This is a genomic window from Lapillicoccus sp., from assembly GCF_025353065.1.
Classification (GTDB): domain Bacteria; phylum Actinomycetota; class Actinomycetes; order Actinomycetales; family Dermatophilaceae; genus Lapillicoccus.
The window spans coordinates 1-11,406 of the sequence record NZ_JANXRJ010000064.1 but is presented as its reverse complement, the minus strand read 5'-3'; the positions used below and the strand labels follow the sequence as shown (position 1 = coordinate 11,406).

Here is an 11,406-nt window from a genome sequence, read left to right as displayed (position 1 = left end):
AGCAGCCAGTTGCCGTAGGAGAAGGCGTTGGCCGTGTCGCCGTCGACGTGCACGAGCTGGCCCATCATCGTGTGCTGGTGGCTGTCCAGCGTCGCGTGGAACTCGGCGAAGGACCGCTTGAACTCCTCCAGCCCCACCCAGGCGTTACCCGCTGGACCGAACTCCGCGACGACGTCCGGGGCGAAGACGAGGTCGAAGAGGTCCCAGGCCTGGGCGTCCAGGGCGAAGCCGTAAAGGTTCAAGAGCTCGATGATCGAGGCCTTGTCGGCGGTGTCAGCCACGCTGCTGCTCCATTCTTTGCCTGCGACATTTCGCGGCGCGCGTTGTGCCATGTTGAGGGCGCGACTGCGGTATTGTCAAGCACCAGTTCAAAGCCGACGGGGAGAACGAGGTGGCGGTCGTGAGCGAGGTGCCGGAGCCACGGGTCTCGCTGAACGAGGTCGCGTACCGCCGGCTTCGCAGCGAGATCATCACCTGCCGCTTGGCCCCTGGTCAGCGGTTGACTGAGAAGCAGCTGGCGGCCGACCTCGGGGTGAGCACCGCTCCGCTGCGCGACGCGCTGACCCGCCTCGATCACGAGGGACTCATTCACACCGTCCCCTTCAAGGGCTACCGCGTGGCGCCCCTCACTCCCCGCTCGATCGACGACCTGTTCGTGGTCTGGCGCATCATCGGTCCCGAAGTGATCCGCCTCGGCATGACCCGAGCGAGCGATGACCAGCTGGCCGCGGCGCGGGCAGCGTTCGACGAGATGGGTGACCGGGTGCCCGGCGACGCCGGGGCGGTCCACGACATCGACCTGGTCAACGCGACCTTCGGCACCTTGGCGGAGGCCACTGGCAACGATTACCTCGTGACCGTCTACCGGCGCCTGATGGGCGACATGAGCCGCATCCGTGCGCTCCGGCTCACCTCGGAGGTGGACGACCCCTCGGCGACCTCCGAGGGCCACTGGGTCCGCCACGTCTTGGCCGAGCGCGACCCCGATCGTGCTGCTGAGCAGGCGCGGCGCCACATCGACGAAGTGCACCAGCGAGTGCTTCAGGCAGTTGTGAGGTGGCCTTCGGTCATGAGCAGCGAAGTGAGCGTCAGCCAGCCCCGCTGAGCTGAGCCGGCATTGTCATGCGTTCCACGGAAAGAACATGTGTCCCTCGTGGGCGAGTCCCCCTCCCGACTTGAACAAAACGACCCTCTAGGGCAGGCCGGGCGCAGGGGGTTCAAGCCCATTGTTGTCGCTGACAGCGGGCTCAAATTTGATTGCGCCCTCTCATGGCCTGGGTTTGGCAGACCACGGCTCAAGTAAGACACGCCCGGTTCGCGATTGCCGAGCGATGAGTTCGAGCGGCGCAGCAGATTTGACCGCAGATTGACCGCAAGACGTTCGCGAACACTCGTGAACACCCATCAACCTCCAACGGTATAAGTGCAGGTCAGAGCCGGTATGACGGTCTTATTCGCGGGGCATCAAGGTCCCGGAACCGCGTTTACACCGCGGCTGTCGTCGGTTCGAACCCGGCCGGGCCCACGCACGTTACCGCGGACCGCGAGTCAGACCGTCACAGGCCGCGGTGATTCTCATCCTGTCGGTCCTGCGCGAACGGAGCAAGCGTGCCCCCGCCCGATGCGAAGTCTCAACCCGGGAAGTTCGTGTCCGACGCGTTCGACAAAGACGTCGACGACAGCTCGACGATTCGGTACAGCACCATGCTGAGGACCGATCCGGCCCCGCGAGGCGCAACCACCACCTCCTCCCGCGCCCAGGCGATCGCGGCCGCGTTGGCAGCCAACTTCGCCACGGACCTCCAGCCGGGTGCGCCGCAGGTTGCCTTGCGCCACGTCATCCTCGGCGTCGAGGAGCAGGTTTCTTGTCCGTTTTTCGGCTGGGTGCTGGTGTGGTCCGGGTCGCGGCCGGACATTAAGGGTCCCCCCGGGCCGGGCCGCAGAGATGGTGGGGATCAAGGACTCGGCCTGGAATGCCTCTTTGTCATGGTTGTCGACGCAACGACCCTGGAGCCGCGGATTGCGCTCCAGCTCTGCCGTCCGCGGCCCGAGTCCTGATGCACTGCGTCCGCGCAGACGATGGTGAGAACCACCGGTTCCGCGGACGCAGCGGAGCGGACGCTCAGTCGCCGGTCTCCGAGGTGGTGAAGACCGGCGCGCCATTGACGCATCGGGCGCTGACGCTCGTCTCGCCGTTGCCGCTGGTGGCGAGGAAGTGGACTCCGACCTGGTCGCTCTCGGTCTCCACCGAGAAGGACCACCCACTCTCCGGCGTGGCGAAGCCGAGGGAGATCTGACCACCCGTGCAGGTCGCGCCCACCCGGCCGCCCGTCACGGCTACGGCGTCGCTGGTCGACGCCGGCGGGGCGGACGTCGGTGGAGGTGAGGGCGCCGACGGAGGTGGCGGCGGGACGGGAGCCGGGACGGGAGCCGGGACGGTCGTCGTGTGCCGGGGCGCGGGCGTCGAGGGGGTGGCCGAGCCGGACGGCTTCGTCATCGGCGTCGCCGTCGGTGAGGTGGCGGGGGTCGGCGGGGTCGGGCTCGGGGCCGGTGAAGTCGTGGTCGGCGTCCCGGTCCGGTATGCCGTGCCGGGGACGCCGGTCGGTGCTGCCCGGGCCTCTCGTGCCTCCTGTGCCTCACGCGCTTCCCTTGCCTCGCGCGCCACCGGGGCCGGGGACAGGACGTCCCGCCCGACCCGGTCGATGACGAACCACACCCCGGTGGCACAGGTGAGCACGACGAGGGCCCAGGCGATGGTCCCGAGCAGGGCGCTGTGCAGGCGGCTCACCGCGGGTCTCCCCGGCGGCCACGAGCGAAGACGGTCACGGGCGTGCGGTACGGGTCATGGCGGTCCTCTCGGTCATCGAGGACGACCCGGCGATCCGGTTCGGCCTCGTGCGCGCCCTGGGGGAGCGGGGCCACGTCGTGACGACGTCCTCGACGGGGATCTCCGGCCTGCAGCAGGTCATCGACACCCGACCCGACCTCGTCGTCCTCGACCTCGGCCTGCCCGACGTCGACGGTTCGCAGATCCTGTCCATGCTCCGCGCGGTCAGTGCCGTCCCGGTGATCGTCGTGACGGCGCGGGACGAGGACGACGTCATCGTGGGTGCGCTCAATGCCGGGGCCGACGACTACGTCGTCAAACCCTTCGGGGCAGAACAGCTCGACGCTCGGATCCGTGCCGTCCTGCGGCGCGCGTCGGCGGTGACCGAGGAGGGGCCGGTCACCGTCGGGGACCTCGTCGTCGACGCCGTGACCCGACAGGTCACGCTGAAGGGCGTGCCTGTCGAGCTGTCCCGTCGCGAGTTCGACCTGCTGCTCCTGCTCGCCCGACGGGCCGGCGAGGTCGTGTCCAAGCGCGACATCCTCGCGGAAGTGTGGCGGCAGGCCTGGGGCGGCAGCGAACGCACCGTGGACGTCCATCTCTCGTGGCTGCGCCGCAAGCTCGGCGAGACAGCCGCCGAGCCGAGCTATCTGCACAGCGTTCGGGGGGTCGGCGTCAGGCTGGTCGCGCCAGAACCCGGACCCTGATGCGTCGACGGATCAGCTGGCTCGTCGCGGCCACGACCTCGGCCGTGATCGTCGCCTTCGTCATCCCGCTGTGCCTCCTCGTGCGCACCCTCGCCGAGGACCGCGCCGTCGCGGCGACGAACCAGGTGGCCCAGAACGTGGCCGTGATCGTCACGACGGTGGTCAACGAGCGGGAGCTGGCCAGCGCGATCGGCCTCATCGGCAGCGACGGGGTCCCCCGCACGAGCGTGCTGCTGGCCTCGGGGACGGTCGTCGGCGCCCGGGAGCGGTCGATGACCGCCGACCCGAGGGTGCAGCGGGCGCGGGACACGATGACGGCCTCCACCGACCGCACCGATGGCGGGGTGACGGTGGTGATCCCCGTGGCGGTCCCGGCCGGCCTGGCCGTCGTCCGGACCCAGACCACTGCCGAGCAGGCGCACCTCGGCGTGACCCAGGCGTGGCTGACGATCCTCGGACTCGGCCTCGTGCTCTTCGTCGTGGCCCTGGCCGCGGCTCGCAGTCTCGGCCGCCGGATCGGGACCCCCGTCGGCGACCTGGCCGCCGTCACCCACCGGCTCCGGCTGGGTGAGCTGGACGCGCGCGCCACACCGCGAGGACCGCCCGAGGTGGTGGAGCTCGGCGCCGCGCTGAACCAGCTGGCCGAGCGGATCGGGGAGCTGTTGGCCCTCGAGCGCGAGTCCGTGGCCGACCTCGGTCACCGGCTGAGGACCCCGGTCACGGCGCTGCGCCTCGACGCCGACCTCGTGCGGCCGCCGGATGTCCAGCGGCGGGTCAACGATCACGTCGAGCACCTGCAGCACACCATCGACTCGATCATCGCCGAGGCCCGCAGACCGGTCCGGCAGGGCCTTCGGGGGAGCTGCGATGCCGTGGCGATCACGACGGCGCGGGTCGACTTCTGGCGCCCCCTCGCCGAGGAGCAGTCGCGCGAGCTGACCACGGTCGTCGCCGGCCGGGCTCTCCCCGTCGCGCTCTCGTCCGATGATCTCGTCGACCTTGTCGACAACATCGTCGAGAACGTCTTCGCCCACACCCCGGAGGGGACCCCCATGAGGGTGCGCCTCCTCCGTCGAGCAGACGGGCTCGTCCACCTCACGATCGAGGACGGCGGGCCCGGGCTGAGCGACGCGGCGTCGGCAGAACGGGGAGCGAGCGGCAGTGGGTCGTCGGGGCTCGGTCTCGACATCGTCGCCCGGATCGCGGCGAGCGCCGGCGGGGCGATGCAGCTCGAGGCGTCCGACCTCGGAGGCGTCGCGGTGCACGTCAGTCTCGGCCCACCGGCTCCCTGATCGGCGATCAGCCGTCCGATCCTGCGGGTGGTTGGCCGTCCCCGGTCGGGCCGGAGGCGTCGTGCCCCTGCTCAGAGCCCTGCTCGGGCCCCTGCTCAGGTCCCTGCTCGGGCCCGTGGTCGTCGCCCGCGTGGTCGTCGCCGGTCGTCGTGGGCGCTGACGCCGAGCCGACGGCCGAGACGGGCTGAGGGGAAGCCGCGGCGGACGTCGGGGCAAGCCCAGCCGTGGTGACCGACGGCGCCGTGCTGGTGCGGGCCGCCGGCGACCGGGACACCACCGTCTGCCTCACGGCGGTGCTCGCCGTCGCCGGGGCCGGCGCTGCCACCGCGGCCGCAGGTGCCGCAGGTGCCGCCACGGTCACCTGCACGTGCGTGACGCAGTCCTGGCCCTCGAGCACCGCGGGGGAGACGCAGTCGGCGAACACGACGCGGGGTGCGGCCGCGGCCGGCCTCGAGGCGGCCGTCTTGACGGACGGGGGAGCGGCAGCGGCCACGCTGGCGGCGGCGGGGACGATCGCGAGGTAGAGGGCGACTGCGGCGCCGGTACCGACCGCGGCGCCGGCTCCGAGCACTCCGATGCGAGAGACGTTCACGGGTTCATACCTCTTTCTGGTGGTGGGTGGGACGCGCCCAGCGTGCTCGGCCGGGCGTCAAGGTCACACCCCACGAACCTCAAGGGACTGCTAAGCCTGCGAGGGCCGGGAGGTCAGTGCCCAGGTCCCTATGCCGCTCTTAACACGGCAATGACCCCACCTTGGGCTCACCGCAGGCAACGTCGATGACGACAGACCGAGACAGCGAGACGTGGCCCACGGCCCGTCGCCCCCCCGACGAGAGAGGCCCTCATGGCCACACCACTGACTGCTGCACAACGCGATCGGTCGCGCCGACTGGTCGGCGTGGCGACCGGCGCCGTGACCGCGATCACCATCGCGGGGGTCGGTGCCGGCGCGGCCGCAGCGGAGCGGATGACGGAGACCCACCGGGCGCAGAAGGCTGCGGCGCAGGCCGCGGCAGTCCTTGCCGGGACACCGTTGTCGGCCGGACCCCGGGCCGCGGTCGCCGTGACCTCGGTGCCGACCGTCGTGCGCCAGCGTGCCCAGCGGACGGTGGTCACGACGACGACCGTCGCTGCGGCCGCTGCGCCCGGCGTCGCCGCCCTCGGAGGGCAGCCGGTACGCGCCGGCGCGCCCTCCTCGGGCCGGGTCCTGGCCTCCTCTTCGGGCCCCGCCACCTCGTCCCGGCAGGCGGCACCCGCTCCGGTCTCAGCAGCTCAACCTGCCTCCGCTCCGGTGGCCCGTCCCGTGTCGGCTCCCGTGTCGGCTCCCGTCGCCCGACCCGCGCCGGCCCCCGCCCCCGCGCCGGCCCCCGCACCGCCGCCGATCAAGTCCACCGGGTCATGAGCGTGACCAGCAAGCCACGGGCGCAACGGATGCGAGCCTCGCCCTCCAGCTGCCGAACGACGGTCGACACCAGGGCGGACGAGCCGCGGACCGAGGCCAGGCACTGGCGTGCCCTGGGGACCTCCGTGGACCTGCAGGTCGCCGACCCCGAGCTCCTCGACGCGGCAGCAGACCTGGCGATGGAGGTGCTGACGGCCGTCGACGAGACCTGCAGCCGCTTCCGTCCGGACTCCGACCTCTCACGGGCCAACGCGTCCGCCGGCCACCCGGTGACCGTCTCCGAGGTGCTGATCGGCGCCCTGCGCGTCGCCCTCGAGGCGGCAGAGGTCACCGGTGGCCTCGTCGACCCGACGCTGGGCGAGCTCCTCGTGGCGGCCGGCTACGACCGCACCCACGCCTCGCTCGTGCCCTGCCGTGAGCCGGCAGCGTTGCCTGTGCGGGTGCGGAGCGACCTGTGGCGGGAGCTCGTCATCGACGGGGCCACCGTCACCGTCCCGCGCGGCACGAGTCTGGACCTCGGGGCGACCGGGAAGGCGTATGCCGCGGACCTCGTCGCCGCGGTCGTCGTGTCCGAGCTCGACACTCCCGTGGTGGTCAGCGTCGGCGGTGACGTGCGGGTCGCCGCTCCTCTCGGTCGGTCGACGTCCTGGCCGGTGGTCGTCGACCACACCCTCGCCGAGCACCTCGACGGCACCGGCGCCGCCCAGACGGTGGTCGTCGACGCCGGCGGCCTGGCCACGTCGTCGGTGGCGGCCCGTCGATGGGTGCGGGGTGGGCGCGAGTGGCACCACCTGTTCGACCCTCGGACCGGGTCGCCCACATCCGGTCCCTGGCGTTCGGCGTCGGCGACGGGGCGGACCTGCGTCGCCGCCAACAGCGCGAGCACCGCGGCGATCGTCCTCGGGGAGGCAGCGCAGGCCTGGCTGACCGAGCACCGCGTCTGCGCCCGGCTCGTCGCCGCAGACGGGCGGGTCGTCACGACCGGGGGATGGCCGTCCGAGGTGGGCTCCCGGCATACCGGCGCTCTCGTCGGGGGTGAGGGACGATGAGCTCACCCGTCCTCTGGTACCTCAACCGGGGCACCGGCCTCGTCCTGCTCGTGCTCTACACCGTCGTCCTCGTGGCCGGGATCGCGGCGACGCGTCGCCGTCCGGGGCCGCGGATCTGGCCCCGCTTCGCCGGACAGGCCCTGCACCGCTCCCTCGGTCTGCTCGCCGCTGCCCTCCTCGTCGTGCACGCGACCAGTGCGGTCGTCGACACCTACGTCGACATCCCCTGGTGGCAGGCCCTGGTCCCGTTCGGCGCCACCTACCATCCCCTCTATCTCGAGCTGGGCACCGTGACGCTCGACCTCACCCTCGCTGTCATCGTGACGGCTCTGCTGCGGCACCGGTTGCCGGAGCGGGTCTGGAGGGCGGTGCACCTGCTGTCCTACCCCGCATGGGCCACCGCGGTCGTGCACACCCTGGGGATCGGCACGGACGCCGGCGAGCACTGGGTGCGGATCGGCCTGTATGCGTGCGTGGCGGCGGTTGTCCTGGCCGCGGCCGCCCGGCTGGCGCCGACGCCCGTGGGGGTGGGCGTCCGATGAGCACGGTCACGACATCATCCGGTCGCCCCCGGCTCGCCCGGGCGCCGCGGACCACGCCACCCCCGGAGATCAGGGTCCTCGACGGGCCGGTCCTGCTCGCCCACCTCGACGACGGTCCCTCCCTCGAGGCCCACCGGCGGAGGTTCGGCCCGTGCCCGACGCTCGGGCTCGACGCCATCGTCGACGCGACCACCGCCGTGGACGTCCGCGGCCGCGGAGGGGCGGGTTTTCCCTTCTCCGTCAAGCTGACCACCGCAGCCCGTCGTCGTCGCCGGGTGGTCGTCGTCAACCTCGCCGAGGGGGAGCCGGCCAGCGCCAAGGACTCGGCGCTGGCGATCCTCGTCCCCCACCGCGTCCTCGACGGCGCGGCCTGCGTGGCCCACGCCCTCGGGGCGCACGAGGTGCACGTCGTCGTCCCCGGGGACCGCCCGGGCGTCGGCGACGCCGTGAGCCACGCCGTCACCGAACGACGGAAGGCCGGTGAAGGCCTTCGCTGGACGCTGCACCGGGCCCGCCCCGCCTTCGTCGCCGGGCAGGCGCGGGCGGTCCTCGAGCTGATGGCCGGCCGGGAGAACCTGCCGGTGACGGCCTGGGTGCCCGAAGCGGTCTCGGGCCACCGGGGACGACCGACACTCCTCTCGAACGGCGAGACCTGGGCCCAGGTCGGTGCCCTCCTGCGCGGGGGGCCGGAAGCCTCCGCGGCGCACGGTACGGCGGACGAGCCCGGGACGACCCTCCTCACGATCGCGAGGGACTGCCGCGACCTCGAGGGGACCGAGGGGACCGAGGGCAGTGCGACGACCGAGGTGGTGGAGGTGGGCTACGGCACCCCCTGGTCGGCCCTCCTCTCTGCGGAGCAGCTGGCCCGACCGGTGCTCCTCGGGGGCTACCACGGGACGTGGGCGCCGCCGGGTCGGTTGAGCGACGCGGTCGTCAGTCGATCCGGTTCGGCCGCCCTCGGTCTGGCCCTCGGCGCCGGTGTCGTCCTGCCGCTGCCTCCCGGGGCGTGCCCGCTGACCCAGACGAGCGAGATCGTCGGTTACCTCGCCGGGCAGAGCGCCCGCCGCTGCGGACCGTGCCTCAACGGCCTCCCCGCGCTTGCCGACGCGCTGACCCGGGTGGCGGCCGGACCGGAGGAGCCCGGCGACCTCGACGTCGTTCTCTCCGCACGCGATCGGGTCGATGAGCTGCTGCTGCTCGTCGACGGTCGCGGCGCCTGAGCCCATCCCGACGGCACCGTCCGCCTCGTCCGTTCGCTGTTGCGGGCCGTGCCCGACGAGACCACCCGACACGCTGCCGGCCGGTGCGACTTCACCCCGGGGCCCCTGCCACGAGGGGGTGCGACGTGACGGCGACCCTGCGCATCGACTGGCCGGCGTGCCAACGACGCGGCGTGTCCCCACTCGGCGCTGCGGCTGCTTCGCGACCGGTGAGGCCGCTCGGGGCGCCCGCCAGGGTCACCGCTGGATCAGGTCGGCGATCTCCTGGCCCTGCAGCGGCGAGATCTCGTGCGGGCCGAGGAGGGTGCTGTAGACGAGCCACCGGTTGCGCCGTGCGACGGCCCGCAGGTTGCGGCTGATGACGAAGACGTCGAGCTTGCCGTAGACGAGCTCGGTGGGGAGAGCGAGCTTCAGCAGGTCGGTGTAGCCCGAGGTCTGCATGATGGTGTGCTCGAGGCTCTTCCTGAACGCCGGCCAGGTCTCCTCGGTGATCTCCATCCCCTTGACCATCGGCGCGAAGGTGTCGAGCCCCTCGGCGGCGCTGATCGTCAGGTCGGGCTTCTCGGAGATGAGCCTGAAGATCCCGAGGTATGAGCTCTCCCGCTCCCAGAACCGGAGCGGATTCTTCTTGAGGGTGATCTTGCGGAAGACGGGGCTGCCCAGCAGCACGAGCCGGCTGGCGAGGTCACCCCGCGTCAGGGCTACCCGGGCAGCGACGAGGCAGCCCATCGAGTGGCCGGCGATCGTCGCGTCCGTCACCCCGAGGCTGTCGAGGGTCGCGATGACGGCGTCGGCGTGGTCGTCCGTGCCGTAGCGGACGTCCGTCGGCTTGGGGGCGTCCCCGAAGCCGAGGAGGTCGAGGGCGATGACCCGGTTCTTCGAGTCGTCGAACTTCTCGAGGACGTAGGTCCAACTGCGGAAGTTGTTGCCCAGGCCGTGCAGCAGGACCACCGGCGGGCCGTCTCCCCGGTCGACCTTCACCGGCAGCTGGGACGTCATGCCAGTGCTGCTGTCAGCGGTGGGCGAGCTTGCGCGCGATGGGCCCCAACGTCTGTATGCCGGTCACCAGGTCGAGCCGGTCCGAGGCGGCCGACAGGGCGGCATACTCATCGTCGGCCAGGGTGATGTCGGCGGCCGCAGCGTTGCTCTCGAGCTGGGCGACGCTCGAGGCGCCGGGAATGGCGACGACGTTGGGGTGGTGCACGAGCCAGGCGAGGGCGATCTGTGCCGGCGAGGCGTCGTGGGCGTCGGCGACCTCGCGGAGGCTGGTGATGAGACCGGTCGCCCGACGCAGGTTCTCGGGAAGGAACATCGGGTTGAAACGGCGAACTCCGTTGGTGGGCAGGTGATCCGCGTCGTAGCGACCGGACAGCAGTCCCTGGCCCAGCGGGCTGAAGGCGATGACGATGCGGCCCGTCGCCTCGGCCCAGGGCAGCAGGTCGTGCTCCGGCCGCCGGTCCACGAGGCTGTACTGCACCTGGTTGGACAGCACCCGGGAGCCGAGCGCCGCCTCGGCCTCCTGCCACCGGCCGAGCGAGTAGTTGGACACACCGACCTCGCCGACGAGCCCGACCTTCTGCAGAGCCGCCATCCCCCGCATCGTGGTCCGGTCGCGGACGACGGGGTTGGGCTGGTGGACCTGGTAGAGGTCCAGGCGGTGCACCCCGAGACGGTTGGCGCTGGCCACCGCCCGCTGCTCGACGACGGGTGCGGTCGGCAGCACGGGGAAGACCTTCGTCGCGACGAAGGCGTTGCTCGCGTCGTCCCCGAGGGCCTCCCCGAGGATGCGCTCGCTGCGACCGAAGCCATAGACCTCGGCGGTGTCGAACAGCGTGACGCCCAGCTCGAGGGCGCGGCGCACGATGGCGGTCGAGCCGGCCTCGGCGTACCCGTCGCCGTAACCCCACTCCGACGACCCGAACTGCCATGTCCCCAGGCCGATGACGGAGATCTTCTTGGGCGTCGGGACCGAGGTGAGGTAGCGCATGCTCCAGTGAATCATCGGACCCCGGCCGATCTCGACCCGCCCCCGCACCAGGCTGCGCCGACGCGCGGAGACCCCCCTCAGCCGCCGTGGAGGAACATGAGTCAGGCTGGTGCCCGTGCCCAGCAACGAGACCCTCATCTTCGTCCTCTTCGGTGCCACCGGCGATCTCGCCAAGCGGATGGTGCTGCCCGCCTTCTACGAGCTCTTCACCCGTGGGCTGATGCCCGACCAGTGGCACCTCGTCGGCAACGGTCGTGGCGACGTGGCCCACGAGGACTTCCGCGCCCACGTCCGGCAGGTGCTCGACGAGTTCGGCCCCAAGGAGATCGACGAGAAGCAGTGGGACGACTTCGCCGGGCGGCTGCGCTTCGCCGGCGGCG

Annotated in this window: 13 protein-coding genes, 1 tRNA gene and 1 pseudogene; 10 read left to right on the top strand and 5 right to left on the bottom strand. The window is 71.9% G+C overall.

Annotation, left to right across the window (positions count from 1 at the left end):
• On the bottom strand, positions 1-281 hold a 281-nt coding region (locus tag Q0R63_RS05960; RefSeq protein ID WP_295695286.1), incomplete at its 3' end, for a nuclear transport factor 2 family protein.
• Positions 282-400: 119 nt separating this feature from the next.
• Between Q0R63_RS05960 and Q0R63_RS05955 the strand changes: the two genes are divergently transcribed.
• From Q0R63_RS05955 to Q0R63_RS05945, 3 genes are all read left to right on the top strand, one after another.
• Entirely contained in the window at positions 401-1,105 is a 705-nt protein-coding gene (locus tag Q0R63_RS05955; protein WP_295695284.1) for a GntR family transcriptional regulator, read from the top strand.
• 328 nt (positions 1,106-1,433) lie between these two features.
• Positions 1,434-1,525, top strand: a tRNA-Ser gene (locus Q0R63_RS05950).
• Positions 1,526-1,608: 83 nt separating this feature from the next.
• A complete protein-coding gene (locus tag Q0R63_RS05945; RefSeq protein ID WP_295695282.1) occupies positions 1,609-2,058 on the top strand; it encodes a hypothetical protein in 450 nt (149 codons plus the stop codon).
• Between the two features lie 64 nt (positions 2,059-2,122).
• On the opposite strand, the gene Q0R63_RS05940 is transcribed toward Q0R63_RS05945, so the two are convergent.
• Complete coding sequence (locus Q0R63_RS05940; protein WP_295695280.1) at positions 2,123-2,788, bottom strand: hypothetical protein; 666 nt, start codon at positions 2,786-2,788, stop codon at positions 2,123-2,125.
• A gap of 56 nt (positions 2,789-2,844) precedes the next feature.
• Here Q0R63_RS05940 and Q0R63_RS05935 point away from each other — a divergent pair, with 56 nt between their 5' ends.
• Positions 2,845-3,534: a response regulator transcription factor gene (locus Q0R63_RS05935; protein WP_295695278.1), complete on the top strand. Its 690-nt coding sequence runs from the start codon at positions 2,845-2,847 to the stop codon at positions 3,532-3,534.
• Entirely contained in the window at positions 3,534-4,826 is a 1,293-nt protein-coding gene (locus tag Q0R63_RS05930) for a HAMP domain-containing sensor histidine kinase (protein ID WP_295695276.1), read from the top strand. Before Q0R63_RS05935 ends, Q0R63_RS05930 begins: the two co-directional genes overlap by 1 nt.
• A 7-nt stretch (positions 4,827-4,833) precedes the next feature.
• Here Q0R63_RS05930 and Q0R63_RS05925 read toward each other — a convergent pair whose 3' ends face one another.
• On the bottom strand, positions 4,834-5,418 hold the full coding sequence (locus Q0R63_RS05925) for a hypothetical protein (RefSeq protein WP_295695274.1): 585 nt from the start codon (positions 5,416-5,418) through the stop codon (positions 4,834-4,836).
• Between the two features lie 252 nt (positions 5,419-5,670).
• Between Q0R63_RS05925 and Q0R63_RS05920 the strand changes: the two genes are divergently transcribed.
• Genes Q0R63_RS05920 through Q0R63_RS05905 form a run of 4 tightly spaced genes read left to right on the top strand, consistent with a single transcriptional unit; the run spans position 5,671 to position 9,039 of the window.
• Positions 5,671-6,228 (top strand): hypothetical protein, encoded by a 558-nt coding sequence (locus tag Q0R63_RS05920; RefSeq protein WP_295695273.1) that lies wholly within the window; start codon positions 5,671-5,673, stop codon positions 6,226-6,228.
• 2 nt (positions 6,229-6,230) lie between these two features.
• Positions 6,231-7,277: an FAD:protein FMN transferase gene (locus Q0R63_RS05915; protein ID WP_295695270.1), complete on the top strand. Its 1,047-nt coding sequence runs from the start codon at positions 6,231-6,233 to the stop codon at positions 7,275-7,277.
• Positions 7,274-7,819, top strand: coding sequence for a ferric reductase-like transmembrane domain-containing protein (locus Q0R63_RS05910; protein WP_295695268.1), 546 nt, complete (start codon positions 7,274-7,276; stop codon positions 7,817-7,819). The genes Q0R63_RS05915 and Q0R63_RS05910 overlap by 4 nt, the downstream gene beginning before the upstream one ends.
• Complete coding sequence (locus Q0R63_RS05905) at positions 7,816-9,039, top strand: NADH-ubiquinone oxidoreductase-F iron-sulfur binding region domain-containing protein (RefSeq protein ID WP_295695266.1); 1,224 nt, start codon at positions 7,816-7,818, stop codon at positions 9,037-9,039. The genes Q0R63_RS05910 and Q0R63_RS05905 overlap by 4 nt, the downstream gene beginning before the upstream one ends.
• 237 nt (positions 9,040-9,276) lie before the next feature.
• Here the strand turns inward: Q0R63_RS05905 and Q0R63_RS05900 are convergent, their stop codons facing one another.
• Positions 9,277-10,038 (bottom strand): alpha/beta hydrolase, encoded by a 762-nt coding sequence (locus Q0R63_RS05900; RefSeq protein WP_295695264.1) that lies wholly within the window; start codon positions 10,036-10,038, stop codon positions 9,277-9,279.
• Between the two features lie 13 nt (positions 10,039-10,051).
• Positions 10,052-11,041 carry an aldo/keto reductase gene (locus Q0R63_RS05895; RefSeq protein ID WP_295695262.1) on the bottom strand — a complete coding sequence of 330 codons (990 nt, stop codon included), beginning with the start codon at positions 11,039-11,041 and terminating at the stop codon, positions 10,052-10,054.
• A 100-nt stretch (positions 11,042-11,141) separates the two neighbouring features.
• Here Q0R63_RS05895 and Q0R63_RS05890 point away from each other — a divergent pair.
• Positions 11,142-11,406 (top strand): annotated as a pseudogene (locus Q0R63_RS05890) (hypothetical protein); the annotation flags it as partial.